23 protein-coding genes and 1 tRNA gene are annotated in these 21,457 nt (G+C 64.6%); 9 read left to right on the top strand and 15 right to left on the bottom strand.

Features of this window, described 5'->3' with window-relative positions; all coding sequences use genetic code 11:
• Positions 1 to 318: 318 nt before the first annotated feature.
• The gene (locus RAD15_RS36250; protein WP_458183515.1) at positions 319 to 546 is read right to left on the bottom strand and encodes a hypothetical protein; all 228 of its coding nucleotides are present in this window, start codon (positions 544 to 546) and stop codon (positions 319 to 321) included.
• A gap of 258 nt (positions 547 to 804) precedes the next feature.
• Here RAD15_RS36250 and RAD15_RS36245 point away from each other — a divergent pair, with 258 nt between their 5' ends.
• Positions 805 to 1,524, top strand: coding sequence for an outer membrane protein (locus RAD15_RS36245; RefSeq protein WP_458183514.1), 720 nt, complete (start codon positions 805 to 807; stop codon positions 1,522 to 1,524).
• Positions 1,525 to 1,536: 12 nt separating this feature from the next.
• Here RAD15_RS36245 and RAD15_RS36240 read toward each other — a convergent pair whose 3' ends face one another.
• Positions 1,537 to 1,752, bottom strand: a complete 216-nt coding sequence (locus RAD15_RS36240) for a hypothetical protein (protein ID WP_458183513.1) — start codon at positions 1,750 to 1,752, stop codon at positions 1,537 to 1,539.
• Between the two features lie 145 nt (positions 1,753 to 1,897).
• Between RAD15_RS36240 and RAD15_RS36235 the strand changes: the two genes are divergently transcribed.
• Positions 1,898 to 2,989, top strand: a complete 1,092-nt coding sequence (locus tag RAD15_RS36235; RefSeq protein ID WP_458183512.1) for an AI-2E family transporter — start codon at positions 1,898 to 1,900, stop codon at positions 2,987 to 2,989.
• Positions 2,990 to 3,134: 145 nt separating this feature from the next.
• A complete protein-coding gene (locus tag RAD15_RS36230) occupies positions 3,135 to 3,527 on the top strand; it encodes an NUDIX hydrolase (RefSeq protein ID WP_458183511.1) in 393 nt (130 codons plus the stop codon).
• 22 nt (positions 3,528 to 3,549) lie between these two features.
• Here RAD15_RS36230 and RAD15_RS36225 read toward each other — a convergent pair whose 3' ends face one another.
• From RAD15_RS36225 to RAD15_RS36210, 4 genes are all read right to left on the bottom strand, one after another.
• Entirely contained in the window at positions 3,550 to 3,834 is a 285-nt protein-coding gene (locus tag RAD15_RS36225; protein WP_458183510.1) for a hypothetical protein, read from the bottom strand.
• 161 nt (positions 3,835 to 3,995) lie between these two features.
• Positions 3,996 to 4,235: a hypothetical protein gene (locus RAD15_RS36220; RefSeq protein WP_458183509.1), complete on the bottom strand. Its 240-nt coding sequence runs from the start codon at positions 4,233 to 4,235 to the stop codon at positions 3,996 to 3,998.
• A 259-nt stretch (positions 4,236 to 4,494) separates the two neighbouring features.
• Complete coding sequence (locus RAD15_RS36215; RefSeq protein WP_458183508.1) at positions 4,495 to 4,737, bottom strand: hypothetical protein; 243 nt, start codon at positions 4,735 to 4,737, stop codon at positions 4,495 to 4,497.
• Between the two features lie 243 nt (positions 4,738 to 4,980).
• On the bottom strand, positions 4,981 to 5,151 hold the full coding sequence (locus tag RAD15_RS36210; protein WP_458183507.1) for a hypothetical protein: 171 nt from the start codon (positions 5,149 to 5,151) through the stop codon (positions 4,981 to 4,983).
• 260 nt (positions 5,152 to 5,411) lie between these two features.
• On the opposite strand from RAD15_RS36210, the gene RAD15_RS36205 reads away from it, so the two are divergent.
• The gene (locus RAD15_RS36205) at positions 5,412 to 6,083 is read left to right on the top strand and encodes a hypothetical protein (RefSeq protein WP_458183506.1); all 672 of its coding nucleotides are present in this window, start codon (positions 5,412 to 5,414) and stop codon (positions 6,081 to 6,083) included.
• Positions 6,084 to 6,430: 347 nt separating this feature from the next.
• On the opposite strand, the gene RAD15_RS36200 is transcribed toward RAD15_RS36205, so the two are convergent.
• The 4 genes from RAD15_RS36200 to RAD15_RS36185 form a co-directional block, all read right to left on the bottom strand.
• The gene (locus RAD15_RS36200) at positions 6,431 to 6,592 is read right to left on the bottom strand and encodes a hypothetical protein (RefSeq protein ID WP_458183505.1); all 162 of its coding nucleotides are present in this window, start codon (positions 6,590 to 6,592) and stop codon (positions 6,431 to 6,433) included.
• A gap of 175 nt (positions 6,593 to 6,767) precedes the next feature.
• Positions 6,768 to 6,843 (bottom strand) — tRNA-Lys (locus tag RAD15_RS36195).
• 327 nt (positions 6,844 to 7,170) lie between these two features.
• Entirely contained in the window at positions 7,171 to 9,846 is a 2,676-nt protein-coding gene (locus RAD15_RS36190; RefSeq protein ID WP_458183504.1) for a glycosyltransferase, read from the bottom strand.
• A 217-nt stretch (positions 9,847 to 10,063) separates the two neighbouring features.
• Complete coding sequence (locus RAD15_RS36185; protein WP_458183503.1) at positions 10,064 to 10,651, bottom strand: beta-1-3, beta-1-6-glucan biosynthesis protein; 588 nt, start codon at positions 10,649 to 10,651, stop codon at positions 10,064 to 10,066.
• A gap of 266 nt (positions 10,652 to 10,917) precedes the next feature.
• Between RAD15_RS36185 and RAD15_RS36180 the strand changes: the two genes are divergently transcribed.
• Complete coding sequence (locus RAD15_RS36180; protein ID WP_458183502.1) at positions 10,918 to 12,543, top strand: glycoside hydrolase family 17 protein; 1,626 nt, start codon at positions 10,918 to 10,920, stop codon at positions 12,541 to 12,543.
• Here the strand turns inward: RAD15_RS36180 and RAD15_RS36175 are convergent.
• From RAD15_RS36175 to RAD15_RS36165, 3 genes are all read right to left on the bottom strand, one after another.
• Positions 12,503 to 12,883 (bottom strand): hypothetical protein, encoded by a 381-nt coding sequence (locus tag RAD15_RS36175; RefSeq protein ID WP_458183501.1) that lies wholly within the window; start codon positions 12,881 to 12,883, stop codon positions 12,503 to 12,505. The two genes, RAD15_RS36180 and RAD15_RS36175, sit on opposite strands and share 41 nt — an antisense overlap.
• 231 nt (positions 12,884 to 13,114) lie before the next feature.
• The gene (locus RAD15_RS36170; RefSeq protein WP_458183499.1) at positions 13,115 to 13,372 is read right to left on the bottom strand and encodes a hypothetical protein; all 258 of its coding nucleotides are present in this window, start codon (positions 13,370 to 13,372) and stop codon (positions 13,115 to 13,117) included.
• Between the two features lie 201 nt (positions 13,373 to 13,573).
• Positions 13,574 to 14,914 carry a hypothetical protein gene (locus tag RAD15_RS36165; RefSeq protein ID WP_458183498.1) on the bottom strand — a complete coding sequence of 447 codons (1,341 nt, stop codon included), beginning with the start codon at positions 14,912 to 14,914 and terminating at the stop codon, positions 13,574 to 13,576.
• 168 nt (positions 14,915 to 15,082) lie between these two features.
• Here RAD15_RS36165 and glmU point away from each other — a divergent pair, with 168 nt between their 5' ends.
• Entirely contained in the window at positions 15,083 to 16,450 is a 1,368-nt protein-coding gene (gene glmU, locus RAD15_RS36160) for a bifunctional UDP-N-acetylglucosamine diphosphorylase/glucosamine-1-phosphate N-acetyltransferase GlmU (RefSeq protein ID WP_458183497.1), read from the top strand.
• A 6-nt stretch (positions 16,451 to 16,456) separates the two neighbouring features.
• On the opposite strand, the gene RAD15_RS36155 is transcribed toward glmU, so the two are convergent.
• Complete coding sequence (locus RAD15_RS36155) at positions 16,457 to 16,675, bottom strand: hypothetical protein (protein WP_458183496.1); 219 nt, start codon at positions 16,673 to 16,675, stop codon at positions 16,457 to 16,459.
• A 218-nt stretch (positions 16,676 to 16,893) separates the two neighbouring features.
• On the opposite strand from RAD15_RS36155, the gene glmS reads away from it, so the two are divergent.
• The 3 genes from glmS to RAD15_RS36140 all read left to right on the top strand — a co-directional run bounded on the left by glmS (position 16,894) and on the right by RAD15_RS36140 (position 20,539).
• A complete protein-coding gene (gene glmS / locus RAD15_RS36150) occupies positions 16,894 to 18,720 on the top strand; it encodes a glutamine--fructose-6-phosphate transaminase (isomerizing) (protein WP_458183495.1) in 1,827 nt (608 codons plus the stop codon).
• Positions 18,721 to 18,806: 86 nt separating this feature from the next.
• Positions 18,807 to 19,577 carry a DUF502 domain-containing protein gene (locus RAD15_RS36145; RefSeq protein WP_458183494.1) on the top strand — a complete coding sequence of 257 codons (771 nt, stop codon included), beginning with the start codon at positions 18,807 to 18,809 and terminating at the stop codon, positions 19,575 to 19,577.
• Positions 19,578 to 19,681: 104 nt separating this feature from the next.
• Entirely contained in the window at positions 19,682 to 20,539 is an 858-nt protein-coding gene (locus RAD15_RS36140; RefSeq protein WP_458183493.1) for a DUF1932 domain-containing protein, read from the top strand.
• Between the two features lie 10 nt (positions 20,540 to 20,549).
• Here the strand turns inward: RAD15_RS36140 and RAD15_RS36135 are convergent, their stop codons facing one another.
• Complete coding sequence (locus tag RAD15_RS36135; protein WP_458183492.1) at positions 20,550 to 21,071, bottom strand: AAA family ATPase; 522 nt, start codon at positions 21,069 to 21,071, stop codon at positions 20,550 to 20,552.
• Positions 21,072 to 21,457: the final 386 nt, after the last annotated feature.

The raw sequence follows: 21,457 nt of genomic DNA, 5'->3' as shown, positions 1-21,457 counted from the left end.
CAATGCCTGTTACGCCCGACGCCATCGCGTCCATCGCTACCCGGCCCGCGGTTCGTGACGATCGCGATCCGCCCCTTGTCTCGGGCCAGGGTGTTTCGTTTGTACGATAAATCCGAATTTCGGTAAAGTAGAATATATTTGTGGCGGTGGGTTGACAGGCGAGGCCGGAGATTTGCGCGGGTGTTTTGCCCCGACGTCGGGCAACGCAAGGTCTCGTAGCCCGCATGAGCGAAGCGATATCCGGGACTCCAACCGCGAGCGGCCGCGGATGTCGCTGCGCTCACCCGGACTACGATCGCTGTCTTGTATCGCTTCAGCCTACCACTCGATGCCCGCCCAGCGCCGTCCGAACACCGGCGGCTTCGTCTTCACCGCTTGCCAGCCGAAGAAGTGATGCTTGCCGGACCAGGCGTGCACCACGCCGCTGCAGATGGTGCATTTGAAGCTGCCGGAATGCGCCTCGCTGTGCTCCTCCCTCGTCGCGGTGTAGTTCATGCTGCACCCGGTGCAGGTGAATTCTTCTGTCGTCCAGATGCTGTTGGCCATTGCACGTCGGTGTCTCGAGGAGTTTCGCGGAAAAGGTAGGAGAGGGGTTTTGCATCGGCGTAAACCGGCCGGCAGAAATCCGGTTAATCGCCGTTAGCCAAACCGGCCTGCGGCCCGCGGATATTGCAGGATTTTCCCGATGTGCGGCGCCCGTCAGTCCCGATCGCGCCGCCGGCAGGTCCAAGCGCGCGCTTGATCCGGCAGCTAGATTTCACCCCGGTCGCCTCGGTCTGAAAGCGCGCAAGTGGGGGTGAGATCATGGGGAAGAAGCTCTTTTTGACGGCTGCGCTGCTGTCGCTGGCAACGCCGGCATTTGCCGCGGATATCATCGCGCCCGCGCCGGTGAAGGCGCCGGTGCCTGCTGCAATCTTCACCTGGACAGGCTTCTACATCGGTGCACATGGCGGCGGCGCCTGGAGCAAATGGACCGGCATCGACCCGACCGATCCGGCCGCCGTCTGGACTGCGGTCACCGCCCGCGGCAGCGTGGTCGGCGGCCAGATCGGCGGTAACTACCAGATCAGCAATGTCGTGGTCGGCCTGGAAGGCACCGGCGCCTGGTCCAGTGTCACGCTCAACGCCGGCGGTCCGTTCGGCGGCGGCGCCGGCTTCAGCTTGACGCTGAAGAACGACTACATCGCAACGGTGGCCGGACGCTTCGGCGTCGCCTTCGATCATGTGCTGCTCTACGCCAAGGGCGGCGCGGCCTTCACCCGCGACAAGTACAATGCCAATAACGGACTTGCCGGCGCGCTCGCCGGTTCCGCCTCGGGCAGCTTCAACCGCACCGGCTGGCTCGCTGGCGGCGGCGTCGAGTGGATGTTCATGCCGAACTGGTCGGTGAGGGCCGAGTACAACTACATGAGCTTTAACGTGATCACCGAGCTGCCGGTGACCACGGGCAATCTGGCCGCGACGCCGGCGAACGTGAAGCTGAACATCCAGACCGGAACGGTTGGTGTGAACTACCACTTCTAAAGCCTGACGAAATCAGCCTCGGCCGGGTCGCATGTCCCGGTCGATCCGCATCTGGACGCGCCTGATGGCGAGCAGCGGCAGCCTGCCTTGCACCCGTCCGGAGCGGACCCTGTCGCCGATGGCATAGGCGTAGTGCCAATAGCCGGGCGCGGCATTCCGCCTCAGCGAATAGCGGACGCCGCGGTGGATGCCTGCATGCGCGTCAGGCTCTCTGGGTTGGGGTGACATCGCGCTGGCAATGCAGAATCGTCCGATGCGTTCCTGACCGCGCCGGATCGCGTGGGAACAGGTCGTCTTGACGCCCGGTCTGTTGCTGGCAATAACGCTGGACCGCGTAAGCGCCGGAACCCGCGTCGATGCCGCAAGGAAGGTCGTGCCCGTGAAAAGTCTCCGTCAGCTCCTGACGGGTGAGGACATCATCCAGCTCGTCATCCGGCTCGGCCTGCTCGGCCTGCTGATCATCTGGACCTTCCTGATCATCCGCCCGTTCGTGCCGATCCTGGCCTGGAGCGGCGTGCTCGCGGTCGCGTTCTACCCGGCCTTCAGCTGGGTCGCCAAGATCCTCGGCGGCCGGCCCAAGACCGCAGCGGCAATCCTGACCTTGATCACGCTCGGCATCGTTATTGGTCCTGCGACCTGGCTCGGTCTCAGCGCGGTCGACGGCGTGCGCGAGCTGGCGCACCAGCTCGGCACCGGCGACCTCGCGCTCCAGTCGGCGCCGGAGCAGCTGAAGTCGTGGCCGCTGGTCGGTCCATGGCTCTATGACCTCTGGGAGCAGGCCTACAACAACATCCGCGCGGTGCTGCGCGAGGTCGCGCCATATCTCCAGCCGCTGGCGGGACCGCTGCTGTCGCTCGCCGGCGATGCCGGCGTCGGCACGCTCCAGTTCCTGGTCTCGGTGTTCGTGGCCGGCTTCCTGTTTCCGCATGGGCCGCGACTGGTTGCGGCCGGCCGCGGCTTCCTGTTTCGCATCGTGCCCGAGCAGAGCGAGCATTTCCTGGGGCTGGCGGGGGCGACCATCCGCGCCGTGGCGCAGGGTGTGATCGGCGTCGCGATCGTGCAGGCACTGCTTGCCGGCATCGGCTTCAAGCTCGCTTCCGTGCCGAGCGCCGGCCTGCTCGCCTTCATCGTGCTGCTGCTCTCGATCGTGCAGATCGGTGCCTTCCTGGTGCTGCTGCCGGTGATCATCTGGATCTGGACCGCCAAGGACGTCACCACCGCGCTGGTGCTTACCGTGTTTCTCGTCCTGGTCGGCTTCATCGACACCATGCTGAAGCCGCTCGTCATGGGGCGCGGCCTGACCACGCCGACCATCGTGATCTTCGTTGGCGTGATCGGCGGCACGCTCGCCCACGGCATCGTCGGCCTGTTCATCGGGCCGATCATCCTGTCGGTGGCCTGGGAGATGATGATGGCCTGGATCAGGACGGAGGACCGCGCGGGAGCCGGAGCAGGCGAGGGCTGATTTCGGATCTCGAACGGCGCGGTCTTCCCGCCGTGTCGCGCCGAGGCCGACGGCTCGGCGCCTGTGATCAACGCACGCCCCGAACTTGTCTATCCGATTAGACAAGTTACGATCGGAACGATTCTGTTTTTCTCCTACGGCAGCGATGGCGAAGTCTTCCAAGCTGGTTGCCGCCAAGCGCGGCAAGGTATTGTTGGTCAGACGCCGGTCGGACGGCCTGTGGATGTTCCCGGGCGGCCGCAAGCGCGCGCGCGAGTCCGACAAGGACTGCCTGCGGCGCGAGATCAAGGAGGAGCTGCCCAAGCTGAAGCTCGGCAGGATCAGCCTCTGGAAGGAAGTGAAGGCCAGGAACAAGCGCTCCGGCCGCAAGATGAGCGATGCGATCTTCATCGCCAAGGGTGCCAAGGGTCGGCTGGCGATCGGCGACAAGAAGGAGATCGACCGCGCCGTCTGGCAGAAGCCGCGCGGCATTCGCCTGACGCCGACCTCGCGCTACATCCGCGATCGCCTGTTTCCGAGGAAGCCGCGGCGAAGATGAGGTCGCCGCCCCCGTCCGGGCTTTAGTCTTCTCTCTCCGAGGTGCGCGCGCGTCCGGCAAATCTTCGCGACGCGCCTGCGGCTGGTTGCGGCGCGGCGATCCGGACGGCTTCGGCCTCGCGCAGCTCCTTGCGGGCTTTGCGTGCATTGCGCATCGCGCGCTTGATGAAAGGGTGCGGCGAGTCCTCCGCGAAGAACAGCACCACCTCGCAACCCGGACATTGCCGGGTGTAGCCGTCCTGCAATCGCCCGGCGCGATCGCGAAACACGCCTTTGCAGCGCGTGCACTGAATCTGGACGAAACTCATGCGCGATCGACAATGACTGTTGGAAATGGATCGTCAGGTGATCTCAAATGTCTGAAGAAAGCTTGAACGCGCTGCGGCAGGCTTCGCCAAAGCCGATGCAGCGAGCGCGAGCATGCCGGCGGTGCTCGCGCAACGCGCGCAGTGAGGTTATGGCGCTGAAGTTATGGCTTGGCCGCCATCGTCTCCAGGCAATGGTTGAGATAGGCGGTGCGATCCCGCGGCAGCACCTTCTCCAGATCCGCCTTCAGCGCGCATTCGCGCTGACGCATCTGCTCGGCCCGGCGCTTCTCGGCCGCCTCCCGGTATTCGGGCGCAACCTTGTTGGGGTCGACGAGGGCCTGCGCGCGGGCGGGCGCGGCGGCAAGGAGTGCGATGGCCGCGATGACAATGAATGGTTTCAAATGAGCCTCCGTAAAAGGAGGCATCCTAGCGCGCGGCGGGCGCGCGCTCAAACGCCGGGGATGCGGTATCTCGCTCCGGCATGGGTTGAGCCGCGCCGACGAGGGATGTGAACCCATTCAAAGAGTGTGAACCAGTTCACAAGCGCTCCGCGGATTCGCTGTTATGACGACGTCATTGCTTCACCAATGCATTTTCAACGAAACGCCCCAGTGTCCAAGCGCTGGGGTTTTTCGTGTTTGCCCTGCACGCAGGGCGCCGTCATTTCGAGGCGTGGTCGATCTTGTGCCCCAAATGCCCGGTGTCGTGATCGCGCCGCAACTGACTGAGCGACGTCTCGTTCAACTGGAGCAAGACCTCACTGAGTTGGGTCGCATCGGGATAACCGGCCGCAAATCCCTTGCCGTAGATCTTGCGCAATGTCCCGATCAGCGTGTTGCCGTGCTTCTTGCTGATCGCGCCATCCTTGTCCCGATGGCGACCGTCTAGGCCCGGCTCTTTCATGTGTCTCTCCCTGTGTGGCGTCTTGCGCGCCTCCAGAGAGCGTGCTCCCAAACGGGGAGACTGGCAACGGCATGGCGCGGATCGGCGCAGCCAGGCCGCATGAAACGGGTCGCAACCGATCGCCGAGGCCCTCGCTATGAAAGCCCCGACGTCACCAATGGATGTGTCGGCAACACCCCGGCGCTCCCGCAAGCGACGGGGTTTTCATGTCAATGGGATCACGGAGTTCGCGCGGCGGGGCCGCTAAGCGGCTTGCTCCTCAAACGAAGTGTAGACCCGGCCAGCTGGGTCAACGACCTGAACGTCCCAGCACCCGTCCTCGACAAGCTCCTTGGCCTTCTTGAGGGCCGCGCTGAGTGACAGCCGCTTGAGGCTGACGACGCCTGCCGTGTCGAAACCGTTGATCTCAAACATGCCGTTCCTCCGGTTTTGCTGAATCCTACACTTTTTGGGGAGGTTGTCTGCGGCTTTGTTGTGCTTCGAGCCAGGCTGCCCCATCGCATGGCGCCCCGTAATCGGCCGGGGTGGCCGGGCCTGCCAGCCGGCCGGGCCGCTAACGTGGAATTAATCCAAAAAGCCCACAATTTTAGGCAGTTGTAGATGGGTGCTGCGTAGAGGAGCCGTCGCGAGGACGTTCCGGCGTTGGCTTCCTTTTGCTCGCTCATTGGAGGTCAATGCAGGTGACCGCAACTTTCGAAACGCAAGGCCTCGTCGAACAATTCGACCCCGCAGCGCTCGCGTTTGCGGCCGCAGCCCCCGAACCCGCAGCCGAGGAAGCTGCAGTACCGATCAAGCGGTCCAGCCGGAAATCGCTCCTGGCCCTGTCGGTGTGCGCCCTGGCCATCAACGGCTCGGCGGCCATCTATACATCGCCGTCCGATTTTCAGTCGCTGAATGTCGGCCGTCTGGCCGAACTGTTGCCGCGCTGGGAAGCGCCCGCGCCAAAGGCGGATCCGGTTGTCGCGGCCTTGAAGGATATTCAGTCGGCCCAGCAACAACACACGGCCTCGCTCCAGGAGAGTAGCCAGGCATTGCAGCAGAACGCAGCTCTGCTGCAGCAGGATTCAATGGTGCTGCTGTCTCTGCGACAGAGCATCACGGACGAGCGGGTCGATGTGAGGAAGATATCTTCGCAGCTGTCGACGCTGATCGCGAAGGTCGACTCGCTGCAAGGTGCAATGATGTCGGACGTCACGTCCTCCATTCGAAGAGCGAATGCTCGCTACGGAATGTCCGCCGCGATGCGCAAGCGGTTGCTGGCGCGGCCATCGAAATCCGTCGGGCCTGTTTCGGTTGGAGGCGCTCCGCTGAGCGTGCCGGCGGCGATTCCAGCCCCGGAAAGCTGAGGACAGGTCGAGCAAATCACTCGAGACGATGTCCGCACAAGCCTGGCCCGCGAGGTTACGCTGGCAGGTTTGGGTAACGGCGTTCAATCATTCGGCCTCGCCCGCCAGCCGTATTCCTGGTGTGGGATTGTGGCAGTGATCTCGACGTCTCTGGTGGCCGACAGCCGCCAGGCTGCCACCCCGAAGCACAAGGTCAGGGTTAGGGCGGTGGCAAGCAGAAGTATCGAGACGAAATGACTCACACGCGTCGGCCCCGCAACTTGAAACCATGAAACCATAAAGGAGAGCGAGCACGGGTTGATGATTCGAAAAATGCAGGCGCGCTGTCCTAGGGGCTGATTTCCCCATCAATCATTTGGGCCGAAAGCGCTCACCAGTCCGATCGTAATGGGCACCAGGGCAACGATAGTCCACAGAGCGGGCGAGCTTGAGGACAGGCCGGTGACAAATATCCAGAGGCCGAAGGCCACAATGGCCCCTGAGATCGCATAGGGAATTGCTTTTTGCATAGGCCGATCCACCAGCAACGAGGGATCGATTACGCCTGTACGACTCTCAGCTGGGTGAAACGTTCCTATGCCGCCAACGTCACTATGCTTGTCCTCGCGCCTAACGCAGCAATGGCCGCGCCGAAGGCCGACCGCAATTCCGAAGCCCGGTCGCAGGTGGGATAAATTTCAATGTTGGTGAGCGCGCTGGGGCTCGAACCCAGGACCCCGTGATTAAAAGTCACGTGCTCTACCGGCTGAGCTACGCGCTCCCATGGCCGCTGATGGCTTCAAAGAGATCGCCATCGTGTTCGGACATTCGAGAAGCATGTCTTGCCGCCGCGTTCGACTGAAGCGCTGCGGGGAAAACCGGCTGTTTCCGGATCATGCTGTCGGCCCGGGCTGTGTAGGGGCAGTGGCTGCGGAGGTCAATAGCAGCGGTGGCTGCCGAAACACGTGGCAGGGGCGGGGAATTGCTCGCCGTATCCGTTGCTTAGGCGGGGATTCTCGACTCGATTGGCGGGCAGCCATCCACGCCGAACTGCGAGGGATCGCATGCGGCGCGGGGGTCTCCTCCGCGCCGTGACGTCTCCCGCTGGTCAGTTCGTCTCCCGCCGCACCTCGTTGGGCACCGGCACGGCCTGCGGCGTTCCGGCGGGCGTCGGCAGGGCGACTGGGCGGAGCCCGATCAGCTCGGCGGTGCGGACCGCGCTGTCGCGCCAGAACTGGAACGAGTTGATGCGGCTGAGCTCGAGGATGGCGATGGCGACCGCAGCCAGGAACGGCAGGCTCTGCAGCACCAGCACGCCGGCGAAGATGTAGATCTCGGTGATCTGCCGGAAGCTGTTGGAGGCGATCAGCACGCCGGCGCCGACCAGCAGCAGGGTGCCGATCACGGCCTCCCAGAACGCCTGGAACTCGATCGACATCCGGCTGAGGCCGCCCTTGGAGGTGCGCGCGAAGGCGATGTGCTCGGTGATGAGGCCCTGCGCGACCGCGCGCGACACCGTCCATTGCACGCTCATCGCAGCGATCATGGCGCCCAGCATCTGGCCGGGTTTGATCGCGACGCGGGCGCGGTACATCGACAGGAAGTGCGCGAGCGAGACGATGAAGGCGCCGATGATCGGCAGCGTCAGGATCTTGTCGGGGATGGCGATGTCGGCAAAGGCGACGATCGGCACCCAGACGAGGTTGAGCAGGGCGACGACGACGCCGAGGCTTTCGGCGCCCAGCCAGTTCAGCCAGCCCAAGCCATATTCGCGCTTCTGGTCGGGCGTCAGCCGGCTGCGGCCGGGCAGGAACTGCCGCCAGTGCTTCTTCACGATCTGGAGGCCGCCATAGGCCCAGCGGTGACGCTGCTTCTTGAAGGCCTCGTAGGTGTCGGGCAGCAGGCCCTGGCCGTAGCGGTGATTGGTGTAGTGGGTGGTCCAGCCGAGCTCCTGGATTGCCAGGCCGAGATCTGAGTCCTCGCAGATCGTGTCGGACGACCAGCCGCCGGCCATGTCCATCGCGGCGCGGCGGATCAGGCACATCGTGCCGTGCACGATGACGGCGTTGAGCTCGTTGCGCTGGACCATGCCGATGTCGAAGAAGCCGGCATATTCGCCGTTCATGATGTAGTGCATGATCGACAGGTCGCCGTCGCGATGCTCCTGCGGTGCCTGCACGAGGCCGACGCGCGGGTCGGCGAAAGCGGGCACGAGGTCCTTCAGCCAGTCGGGATCGACGACATAGTCGGCGTCGAGGATGCCGATGATCTCGGCGTCGACGGCGGTGCGGTCCATCGCGATGCGCAGCGCGCCGGCCTTGAAGCCCTGGACCTTCTCGGCGTTGATGAACTTGAAGCGTTCACCTAGCGCGCGGCAATGATCCTGGATCGGCTGCCAGAAGGCGGGATCCGGCGTGTTGTTGATGATGACCACGCATTCGTAGTTCGGATAGTTCAGCCGCGACAGCGCATCCAGCGTCTGCTTCAGCATGTCGACCGGCTCGAAATAAGCGGGGATGTGGATCGAGACCTTCGGGTAGTAATTCTCGGGAACGTTCTCGACCGGCTTGCCCTTGGAGAGCAGCCGCTGCGGCGGCCGGCCGAAGGCGACCGCGGCGATCTCGTCGATGCGCGCCATCGCGATCAGCACCAGCGGAACAAGCAGGATCATGCCGAGCGTCAGCGCGAAGGCCGAGCCGAAGATGAAATAATGCCCGTTCCAGAATGCGAACACGGTCGCGGCCCAGGCGCCGACGCCGTTCGCGGTTGCCGACAGCAGGAACGCCTGCTTCGCGGTCGGCTGCTCCAGCCGCAGGATCGGCAGCGACAGGAGGACGCCGACCAGCAGCGCAATGCCCATCAGCTTCCAATAGTCGGGGTTCTCCACCGGACCGGTCCAGGCGAATTTCGGCTCGCGGCTGGCGTTGAGGATGCCCCAGTACGGACCGACGCCGCCCTCGAAGAACTTCCAGGGCTGATCGATGGCCTCGACGATGTTGTATTCCATGCCGATGGCTTCGGCGCGGCTGACGAAGTTGCGCAGGATCAGCGCCTGCTGGAATGGACCCGGGTCGGCGTTGCGCAAATTGTAGCCCTGGCTCGGCCAGCCGAACTCGGCGATCACGATGCGCTTGCCGGGGAACAGGTTGCGCAGCAGATTATAGCGGTCGACGGCCTGGTCGACGGCCTGGTCCGAGCGGAAGTTTTCCCAATAGGGCAGCACGTGGGCGGCGATGAAATCGACGCTGGAACCGAGGTCGGGATTGTCGCGCCAGATGTTCCAGATCTCGCCGGTCGTGACGGGCACGCGGACCGAGCCCTTCACCTTCTTGATCATGTCGATGAGGTCTTCGACCTTCTGCTCGCCGCGGTAGATCACCTCGTTGCCGACCACGACGCCGACGACATTGCTGTTCTTGCGGGCGAGCTCGATGGCGGCCTTGATCTCGCGCTCGTTGCGGTCCTTGTCCTTGTCGATCCAGGCGCCGACGGTGACCTTGAGGCCGAACTCGGCTGCAATCGGCGGCACCAGTTCCACGCCGCCGGTGGACGAATAGAGACGGATCGCGCGCGTCATCGTCGACAGCGTCTTCAGGTCGGCGCGGATTTTCTCCACCGTCGGAATGTTGTCGATGTCGGGGTGGGCCGAGCCTTCGAACGGTGCGTAGGAAACGCTGGGCAAGAGACCTTTGAAGTCGGGCGCGGGTTCCCTGTCGCGCATGACTCCCCAGAGCCCTGCGTGAAGCGCGGACACGAGCAACAGAACGGCGGCGACAACGCGCATCGCGGCTAAACCAAAAGGGGCTGAGGGGGCAGGGAAGCGGATCCGACCCCGAGATCCGACCAAGTCCGCGGCAAGTGGAGCATACCTCTGCCGCGCGGTTTCACAACTGTCATGGCCTCATGTCCTTATGAGGGCATGGCCTTTTTCGATGAGCGCGCGGCAGTGCCAACCGCTCCTATGGCCGATCGTTCCTGAACGACAGCTGAAACGATCGCGGCTATTTCTGGGGCGCCGGTGTCGGGCTTGCCGCAGGCGAGGGGCTCGCTGTCGGCTGGGGGGCTTGCGTGGTGGGCGCCGCCGGCTGGGAGGCGCTCGCCGCCGCCTGCTGCGGCTGGGAGGCCGGGTTGATCCAGCAGGCGTGCACGCGGCTGTCCAGGGTCTCGGCGACCTTGGGATCGATCTGGCCGCCGAAGCGGGTCAGGCAGCGGAACGCCGCCTGGATGTGGCCGCCGGGGCAGCCGAAGCGGTCGTAGAGGTCGAGATGGCGGAAGGCGGTATCGAGATCATCCCGCCACATCAGCCGCACCACGCGCCGGCCGAGCCAGACGCATTCGGGGTTGCCGGCAGGACCGTTGATCACCTGGGCCGCTTCCGCGAACTCGTCGGTACGGCGCTGGTTCTGGGCTGCGTCCTTGGCGGCGGCGTCGGCGGGCTGGGCGGCTGCCTTGCCCTGGTCGGGGGCGGGCGTACCGCTCTGGGCGGAGGCGCCATTCAGACCGGTCAGAATCAGAAGGGAGGAGGCGGCCAAGGTGGCGGCGAACTGCCGCAGGACCGCATTTCGTGACTGACGCACCCGTTGCCGCATGAATTCCCCAACTGCTCCACTGACCGCCCGCGTGAGGGACCCGCGCGGACGCGCTAGCTGATGGCGCCCAAATGGGTCTCCAATGCGGCGGAAAATTCCTCGTGAATGCCATGACCTGTATTTCGAATTTTGTCCAGCAAAGTCACGATCCTAGGCCCCGGTCGAACGGCCGCAGCCAAATTCGGCGGGGGAGGAGAGCATCGGTCGCCTGTTACCCCCTTGGCAGACAGCGTGCGAGCAGGTAATCGACGGACCCTTCGTGGAGGATGGAACCGATTTCTCTTCGTACGCCACTGGCGCTTCTGCTCGTTTCACTGGGTGCGATTGCTGCCGTGTGGTGGTGGCTTGCCACGCCGATCACGCTCGCGCGCGCCCCGATCGATCCCGCCGACAAGGTCCAATGCGTCTCCTATGCACCGTTTCGCGGCGAGCAATCGCCGCTGAACGCATGGACCCATATTGAGGCCGACCAGATCGAGCAGGACCTGCGTCAGCTCAAGGAGATCACCGACTGCGTCCGCACCTATTCGATGGAGAACGGGCTCGACCAGGTGCCGGCGATCGCCGCCAGGGTCGGCGGGCTGAAGGTGCTCCAGGGCATCTGGCTCTCCAGCAACCGCACCAAGAACTTTGAGCAGGCGGCGCTCGCCGTTCGCCTCAGCAAGGAATTCCCCGGCATCATCACCGCGGTCATCGTCGGCAACGAGGTGCTGCTGCGCGGCGAGATGACGACCGCGGACCTCGTCTCCATCATCCGCTCGGTGAAGGCGCAGGTCAGCGTGCCCGTCACCTATGCCGACGTCTGGGAGTTCTGGCTCAGGAATCGCGAGGTCTACGACGCCGTCGACTTCGTCACGATCCACATCCTGCCCTATTGGGAAGACGTTCCGGTCCGCGCGAAATTCGCCGCCGCCCATGTCGAGGCGATCCGCGAGCGCATGGCGGTGGCGTTTCCGGGCAAGGAGATCCTGATCGGCGAGACCGGCTGGCCCAGCGAGGGCCGCATGCGCGAGGGGGCGCTGCCCTCGCGCACCAACCAGGCGCGCGTCGTCTCGGAAATCCTGACTCTCGCGAAAGCGCAGAAATTCCGCGTCAACCTGATCGAGTCCTACGACCAGCCGTGGAAGCGCAAGCTGGAAGGTACGGTCGGCGGCTATTGGGGCCTCTATGACTCGGTGCGTCGTAACCTGAAATATCCGCCAGGCCAGCCGATCAGCAATTTCCCGTACTGGAAATGGTACATGGGCGCGGGCATGGCCCTCTGCGTGCTGGTGTTCGCGGTAGCCGGCCTCACGCTGCGCAGGCGGCCGTGGACGCCGCGCTTCTCGGCCTGGCTCGGCGTCGCCATCTCGGCGACCTCAGCGGGCATCCTGCTCGGGATCGGCGCCGACAAGATGTACTATGAGAGCTACGGCATCGGCGGCTGGCTGCATTGGGGCGTTCTGCTGCTGGCCGGCATTCTGTCGCCGATCTTCTGCGCGCAGGCGATGGTGATCGGCCGGAGTCTACCGACCTTCCTCGATCTGCTCGGTCCGCGCGAGGGCCGGAAATGGTCGAAGCTCACCGCCGTGCTCGGCCTGACGCTGGCGGTGACCGCGGTGATCGCGGCGCAGACCGCGCTCGGCTTCGTGTTCGACCCGCGCTATCACGACTTCCCCTACGCCTCGCTGACGATGGCGGTGGTGCCGTTCGCTCTGCTGATGCTGAACCGTCCGCAGATCGGCCAGCGTCCGATCGCGGAGGCGGTGTTCGCAGGCCTGCTGACGCTGGCGGCGGCGTATGTGCTCGTCAACGAAGGCCGCGACAATTGGCAGTCGCTGTGGACCTGCGCAATCTATCTGCTGTTCGCGCTCACGCTGTGGCGGGCGCGGGCCGAGCAAATCCAAGAATGAACAGGCCGATCGCCAGGCCCGACAGCACGACATTGTAGAGCACGATGCCGAGGCCGGCGGCGATGATGCCGACGGTCAGGAGCACGATCGACGGCCGCATCAGGTTCAGCGTCGCCACCACCAGCGCGACGATGCCGAACACCGAGTTCTTGAACAGCACGGTCGAGACCGAGCGCGCCTTGCAGATCAGCGTCTGCAAGCCGGCATCGCAGGCGAGCCCGACGGTCGAGTTCTCGATGCCGAGATAGCGCAGATAAAGCGCATAGCCGACAGAGGCGAAGCCGACGACGATCAGGAACTGCACCTGGTAGGGCGTGAGGCGGAAGGGCTTTTTTGTCATGGGCGCAATATGGTCGGGATGGCGGAAGGGAGCAACAGGGAAGGTGGAGGTTTCTGTTCGGCTGGCGGGGTGCTTCCGGCGTCCGAGAGCCGCATGCTCGCCCAACTCTGAACATTCATCGATGATCGCGCGGCGCAGGGAGACAATCGCGAGCGGTGTTTGACACGGCGACGGCGCCGACCATGTTGATCGGCGCCGTCTGCCAGCGTTGAACGACGTGACGTCGCACCATCACTTCTTGCGGGTGTTCGAGCCCGTGGTGCTGTGCATCTTCTGTCCGGGTGCGCTTTCCGAATGGCCCGGTCCGGCCGTCGTATTCTTCTGGTGACCGGGCGCATATTCGGACGCGCCGGGACCTGTCGAAGGCTTCGTGGTGTTCTGCATCTGCTGACCGGGCGCGTTGCTCGATGCGCCCGGCGATTTCGTTCCTTGCGCGAGCGCCGAGGATGCCGCCAGAAGGGCCGCCGTCGCGATGATGAGTTTCTTCACGTGTATGTCTCCCTTGGTCATGGAGGCGGGCGCGAGCGATTTCGCGTGTCGGCCGCTCCGGTTCACGGTCGGGATAACTTGGCAATCAGCGGGTGGTTTCTGTGGCGGACCGAAATTTAGGTCCATCGATGTGCGTGAAAACACGCGGGTATTCACTGCGCGTTCAGATGGACGCGGCGCCTGTCCTCGATGGACGCAATGCTATCGCCTGAAGAATGAGGACAGCGTCGATCCCGCAGAAGCTGAAGCAGACGCAGTCTCCGGTTTTGCCGGCGCCGGCTGCGCCGCAGGAGTGGGCGCGGGCTCCTCGCGCTTCGATGAGCGCTTGGAGGAATAGCTGCGGCGGCGCTTGTCCGGCTTTGCATTTGGCGCCGGCGCCGGTGCGCTCTCGGCTTGCGGTGCTGCGTCCTGGTTCTTCTCGGAGTTCTTCTCCTGAACCCTGTCTTGGCTCTTCTCCGTCTTCTCCGAACCGCCGCGCATCGACAGCCGCTGGCCGTCGAACACGGTGGTCTCGCAGTGGCGGTCGCTCTCGGCGAGCCCAGCGCAGAGTTTTGCCGCGGCAGCCGCGTTGACCAGAGGCCCCGCACCGAGGCGGAGCTGCATGCCGAGGCCGGTGGTGCCTTCCTTGATCATGATGATCGGACGCAGCGCTGCGACTTCCGGATTGGATTTGGTCACGCCGCGCCATAGCGCGCGCAGGCCGTCGATCGAGTTGGCGCCGCCGAGGTCGATCGCAAAGCGCGTCTGCTGGACTGCGATCGCGGGAGCTTCGCTTTCAGTTGCCTCCGGCGGCTTGGTCGATGTGGCGGCGACTTCGGTCGGGGCGGGTGCCGGCTCGGCCTTTTTCTCGGCGGCCTTCTCGGTCGTCTCGGGCTGAACCAGTTTCGATGCGGCCGGATCAGGCGGCGCCATCATCGACTTGGACGGCACCAGCGGAAGCATCGGCAGCGCCGAGGTCGTTGCCGGCGCCTGCGACACCAGCGATGCGGCAGCAGCGGTCTGCGGCGGCGGATTTGCCGGCTCCTTCGCCTGGTCCTTGGCGGTCGCGCGCGGCTTGTCGCTGGATGGCGCGGGCACCGAGGCAACCGGCCCGACGCTGGGCGCAGCCGCCGCGGGCTGCGCGTCAGGTGCCGGCGTGTCCTGCGGCTTCGCGCTCTGCTTGGCGATGGTACCGGTGACGGAATCGAGCCCTTGCTCCAGCACGGTCACGCGTGAATAGAGCCGGTCGCGATCGGTGTTCAGCGTCTCGATGGCGGCGGCGAGCCGGCGGGCCTCGTTCTGGCTCTCCTTGGTCAGCATCTGGAGCCGGTCGGCCTGGCGCGCGAGATCGGCGGACGCGACCTGGTCGCGCCGCCAGCCGAGCTGGGCCTGGTTGGCCATCACCGCGATGACGACGGCGCCCACGGCCCCCACGCCCCACGAGCCCAGCCGCCACATCATGCGGCGGTCGAACGTGCCTTCCTCGGCCAAAAGTCCGGAGAACAGCCCGCCGGTCTCCTTGGTGCCGAAGGCGTCCGCCAGTGGGTCGGAATCCTTTGCCATGAACGTTAAGTGCCCAGCCCTGTCCGGCTTCCCCGAATCAATCAGGGAACATTAACAGGAAAACCCCGTCGCACTTGAATTCCGGGCGTTTGCGGGGGTAGCAAGGCAGCAGCTCATGACGGCATCGGCCTGCCGCCAATTGATTCGGCCGCATCTGACAGGATTTCGATGACCGCCCGTTCCAGCCAAACGATCGTGCTCGCCGCCGGCGAAGGCACGCGCATGCGATCGAGCCTGCCGAAAGTGCTGCATCCCGTCGCACACCAGAGCCTGCTCGCGCATGTGCTCGCCGCCGCGCCAAAGGGAACCGGCACCTCGCTCGCGGTCGTGATCGGCCCCGACCATCAGGCGGTGGCGGACGAGGCGAGGCGCATCCGCCCCGACGCGCTCACCTTCGTGCAAGCCGAGCGGCTCGGCACTGCGCATGCGGTGCTGGCGGCGCGCGAGGCGATCGCGCGCGGCGTCGACGATCTCCTGATTGCGTTCGGCGACACGCCGCTGATCTCGGCCGAGACCTTTGCGCGGCTGCGCGCGCCGCTCGCCAGGGGCGCTGCAATCGCCGCGCTTGGCTTTCGTGCCGCCGACCCCACCGGCTACGGCCGCTTCATCGTCGAGGGCAAGCGTCTGGTCGCGATCCGCGAGCAGGCCGATGCCAGCGCCGAAGAGCGCAAGATCAATCTGTGCAATGCCGGTGTAATGGCGATCGACGGCCGCCGCGCGCTCGAAATCCTCGGGCAGATCGGTAATGCGAATTCCAAGGGCGAATATTATCTGACGGACGCGGTCGAAATCGTCCGCAAGCAGGGATGGGAGTCCGTGGTGATCGAGACCAGCGAGGACGAGGTGCGCGGCATCAACACCAAGGCGCAGCTCGCCGAGGCGGAAGCCGTGATGCAGGCGCGCTTGCGCAAGGCGGCGATGGAGGCCGGCGTGACGCTGATCGCGCCGGAGACGGTTTATCTGTCCGCCGACACCGTGTTCGGCAAGGACGTGACGATCGAGCCGTTCGTCGTGATCGGCCCGGGCGTGTCGATCGCGGATGGCACGGTGATCCATTCGTTCTCGCACATCGTCGAGACCAAGCTCGGCAAGAAGGTCTCGATCGGCCCCTATGCTCGGCTTCGTCCCGGCACCTCGCTCGGTGACGGTGCACGCATCGGCAATTTCGTGGAGACCAAGGCGGCGACGCTGGAGGCCGGCGTCAAGGTCAACCACCTCTCCTACATCGGCGACGCCACCGTCGGCGCCAATTCCAACATCGGCGCAGGCACCATCACCTGCAACTACGATGGTTTCAAGAAGCACAAGACTGTCATCGGGCAGGGCGCCTTCGTCGGCACCAACTCCTCGCTGGTCGCCCCCGTCAAAATAGGCAACGGCGCCTATATCGGCTCCGGCTCGGTGATCACGCGCGACGTGCCTGACGATGCCATGGCGCTGGAGCGCAACCAGCAGACCATCCGGGAAGGCGGCGCCGTGCGCTATCGCGAGATGAAGACGGGCGGCAAGAAAACCGAAGAGAAGACCGGGAAATAGTCGGCGCTATTCGTCGTCGGCGAATTCGGAGAAGATGGCGCGGGTCAGGCGCCAGCCGCGCTGCTTGGCGCGCTTGGCCGGCTCGCCTTGCCCATGCTTGACGAAGACCGGCTTGCTTTCCTTGCCGCGCTGGGGCGGCGGCCAATGAGCGAGGTGGGTGCCCGAGGTCTCGCTGGCACGCAGATACAACGACGACAGACCTTTGCGGTCGGATGAGCCTTTCATGGCCTTGTTCTCCTGACCGGAATCGTTGGCCAAACTTGTTGACAACAAGTTAATGCGCGAGGTTAAAGGCCGGCCACATCGACGCAGGCCGGGCGTGGCGCCGGCGATGCTGTCTCAATCCGCAATAATTATTGAGTATATGGTTCCCTCGGAATTTCGCTAAAAACTGGCCGCGTCGTTTAGGCGATTTTTCGACGATTTGGGGGATATTGATCCGCATGTGCGGGATTGTCGGCATTCTCGGGCGCGAGCCGGTTGCAGAGCAATTGGTGGATTCGCTCAAACGTCTTGAATATCGCGGCTATGACTCCGCGGGCGTCGCCACGCTCGAAGGCATGCACCTGGAGCGCCGCCGCGCCGAGGGCAAGCTGAAGAATCTGGAGAAGCGGCTGGAAGCCGAGCCGCTGAAGGGCACGACCGGCATCGGTCATACCCGCTGGGCCACCCACGGCAAGCCGACCGTCAACAACGCCCATCCGCATGCGACCAAACGGCTCGCTGTCGTCCACAACGGCATCATCGAGAATTTTCGTGAGCTGCGCGAGGAGCTCGAAAAGAAAGGCGCGGTGTTCCACACCGAGACCGACACCGAGATCGTGCTGCATCTCGTCGACGAACTGCTGACGCGCGGCAACAAGCCGGTCGAGGCGGTGAAGCTGGCACTGGGGCGGCTGCGCGGTGCCTTCGCGCTCGGTTTCATCTTCGCCGGCGAGGACGATCTGATGATCGGCGCCCGCAACGGCCCGCCGCTCGCGATCGGCTATGGCGACGGCGAGATGTATCTCGGCTCCGACGCCATCGCGCTCGGCCCGTTCACCGACACGATCAGCTATCTCGAGGACGGCGACTGGGTCGTGCTGACCCGCAAGAGCGCGACCATTTTCGACAAGGATGGCCAGGCCGTCCAGCGCGACAAGATCAAGCACGCCGCATCGACCTCGCTGGTCGACAAGGCCAACTACCGCCATTTCATGGCGAAGGAGATCCACGAGCAGCCGGAAGTGGTCGGCCACACGCTGGCGCGCTATGTCGACATGGCGACCGAGCGCGTCTCGCTGCCGGTCAAGCTGCCGTTCGACTTCAAGAACATCCAGCGCATCAACATCACGGCTTGCGGCACCGCGAGCTATGCCGGCTTCGTCGCGAAATACTGGTTCGAGCGGTTTGCGCGCCTGCCGGTCGAGGTCGATGTCGCCTCCGAATTCCGCTACCGCGAGGCGCCCTTGCGCAAGGGCGATCTTGCCATCTTCATCTCGCAATCAGGCGAGACCGCCGACACGCTGGCGGCGCTGCGCTATGCCAAGGCCGAGGGCGTGCACACGATCGCCGTCGTCAACGTGCCGACCTCCACGATCGCGCGTGAGAGCGAGACCGTGCTGCCGACCCTCGCGGGACCCGAGATCGGCGTCGCCTCGACCAAGGCCTTCACCTGCCAGCTCATGGTGCTCGCAAACCTTGCGATTGCGGCCGGCAAGGCTAGAGGCGAATTGTCCGAGGCGGACGAGACCAAGCTCGTCCACGGCCTCGTCGAGGTTCCGCGTTTGATGGCGGATGCGCTCACCATCGAGCTGCAGATCGAAAAGCTTGCGCACAGGATCGCCAAGTCCCGCGACGTGCTCTATCTCGGTCGCGGCACCAGCTTCCCGCTCGCACTCGAAGGCGCGCTGAAGCTGAAGGAGATCTCCTACATCCACGCCGAGGGCTATGCCGCGGGCGAGCTGAAGCACGGGCCGATCGCGCTGATCGACGAGACCATGCCGGTCGTCGTCATCGCGCCCCACGACCGCGTGTTCGAGAAGACCGTGTCGAACATGCAGGAGGTCGCCGCCCGCGGCGGCAACATCATCCTGATGACCGACGCCAAGGGCGCGGAGGAGGCGACCGTCGAATCCCTCGTCACCATCGTCATGCCCGACATGGCGGCGGCCTTCACCCCGATGGTCTACGCCGTCCCCGTGCAGTTGCTCGCCTATCACACGGCTGTCGTCATGGGCACCGACGTCGACCAGCCGCGCAATCTCGCGAAATCGGTGACCGTAGAATAGGCAGAACGGACCGGCCGGTCGCATGTGGTCTTCCAAAACCTGCTAGAAGACCCTAGCTTGTTTGCTGCGACTGACCTGGAACCCGAATGACCACCCGCGACGACGCGCCTGCGCCTCTCGATCCCATCCCGGAACCGCATACCGGCCTGATGGGCCGCTTCCGCAATTATTTCCTGACCGGCCTCGTCGTGACGGGGCCGATCGCGATCACCCTCTATCTCGTCTGGTGGTTCGTCACCTGGGTCGACGGCGTGGTGCGGCCGTTCGTGCCGCTGGCCTATCGCCCCGAAACCTATTTGCCCTACGTCGTTCCCGGCTGGGGACTGATTGTCGCATTCTTCACGCTGACGCTGGTGGGATTCCTTGCGGCCAATTTGATCGGCCGGACGCTGGTCGATGTCGGCGAGACGCTGCTCGGCCGCATCCCGGCGGTGCGCGCCATCTATCGCGGCCTGAAGCAGGTGTTCGAGACGCTGTTCTCGGGCAAGGGCTCGAGCTTCCGCAAGGTCGGCCTGGTCGAATTTCCCTCGCCGGGCATGTGGTCGATCGTGCTGATCTCGCAGTCGCCTAATGAAGACATCGCCCGCAACCTGCCGGGGCAGGAGGAGCACGTCTCGGTGTTCCTGCCGTGCTCGCCGAACCCGACCACCGGCTTCTTCTTCTATGTGCCCAAGAGCAAGATCATCGAGGTCGACCTCAGCGCCGAGGACGCCGCGACGCTGATCATGTCGGCCGGCGTGGTGCAGCCGGGCTCGGCGCCTGACCCGAAGAAGGCCGCGGCGCTGGCGGGCATGGCCAACGCCGCGCGCATTGCCAATGCTTCGGCGCTCCAGCCCCAGCCTGCGAAGGTGGAGTAGGGCCATTCCTCCACGGGATGGCCGCCGGTCACGCGGGCGTTCGCATCCTCTGCTAGTCTCCGTTTGAACCGAGTGCGTCGCTCGGTATTCGACTGGAGTGCACGATGTCCAAAACCATTGCGATCCTCGCCCCCGGTGCCATGGGCAGCGCGGTGGCCCGCCGCCTCGGCGAGAATGGCGCACGCGTGCTGACGTCGTTGAAGGGGCGGAGCGAGGCGACGCGCAAGCGCGCCGCGGATGCCGGCATGGTCGGTGTCGAAGACGATGAAATCGCGAGCGCCGATGTCATCCTCTCGATCGTGCCGCCCGGCGAGGCCGTTGCGCTGGCCGAACGGCTGGCGGCGCTGATCGTCAGGCGCGCGAAGAAGCCGGTCGTGGTCGATTGCAACGCCGTGAACGTCGATACAGTGCAAAGAATCGAGGAGATCATCGGCTCGGCGCAGGCGCCGTTCGTCGATGCCGGCATCATCGGCTTTCCGCCGCAGCCGGGCGGCAAGAGCCCGGCCTTCTACATGTCCGGCGAGTATGCCGGAGACGTTGCCGTACTGAAGGATCTCGGGCTCGACGTGCGGATCGTCGAGGGACCGGTCGGCGCGGCGTCGGCGCTGAAAATGTCCTACGCCGGCATCGTCAAGGGCCTTGCCGGCATCGGCTCGGCCATGGTGGTTGCGGCGACGAAAGCGGGCGCGGCGGATGCGCTGCGCGGCGAACTCGCGCTGAGCCAGCCCGCGGTTCTGGCCCGGCTCGAAGTCGCGCTGCCGGACATGATCCCGAAGGCCTATCGCTGGGTTGCGGAGATGCGGGAGATTTCCGGCTTTCTCGGCCCCGATCATCCGGCCAGCCAGATCTATGAGGGCTTTGCGAGGTGGTTCGAGCATCTCGCCGAGGATGCGAACGGCGAGGCGGCGGACACGGGGCTGATGAAGGCATTCGCTGCGGGTATCGCGCAGAAGAAATCCTAGCCGTCTGGTCCTAGATGGAATCCAGAAAATCCGCGATCTCCCGGTCGCGTCTCAAGCGCACGACCGGGACATCAGCGCCATATTGCACACGCTCGGCCTCGATGACGGGCGCGCGCTCGGTGTCGTAGCGCCAGGCCTCCTTCATCAGTTTCCAGTCGAACTGTTCCGGACAGCCCTCGGGCAGATCGGGACGCATCGTGTCGCGATCGAAGGCCGAGCGCCAGAGAATGCGCCACTGGCAAAGCCAGCGCGGGCGGTCGATGACGACCAGCGTATCGGCGTGCGCGAGCGTGAGATCGAACGCCAGCCCCGAAAAACTGCCGTCGACGACCCACGCATCGCCCGCGATGGCATCAGCGACGCGTGTCCGAAAGCTCGGCTTGTCGGACGGCTTCCAGCCCGGGCGCCAGTAGAGCACGTCGAGATGCACCACCGGCAGGGCGAGCTTTCGCCCGAGATTCCGGGCGAGGCTCGTCTTTCCGCTTCCCTGGGAGCCAACGACGATGATCCGGCGCATGGTGGACGGTTTCATAAAATCAGGCTCGGCGGAAGATGGCATCGCTTTTGACGCTCTCTTCGCAAGCCGAGTTGAACGGCTTGTGCGAAGCTCCATCGGCACCGTCATTGCGAGCATAGCGAAGTAATCCAGAATCTTTCCGCGGAAAGACTCTGGATTGCTTCGCTGCGCTCGCAATGATGTTGTGGACGGCCCCACCTGAACGGCATCAAGTGCCAAAACGTGGTCGCCGGAGCGCCACAAAGAGGGGAGCCGTCCATGGCGAAGTTTATCCGAGCGGCGATTGATCTGGGCAAGAACTATTTTCAGGTTCATGGGCTCGAGAGCGAGGGCGGCCGGTCAATCTCGCGCAAGGTCAAGCGTTCGAAAATGCATGAGGTCTTTTCGCAGATCGAGCCCTG

The sequence above is a fragment of the Bradyrhizobium sp. 14AA genome (assembly GCF_054185205.1).
The sequence above is the reverse complement of the archived record's forward strand: the minus strand, read 5'-3'. Positions and strand labels throughout refer to the sequence as shown.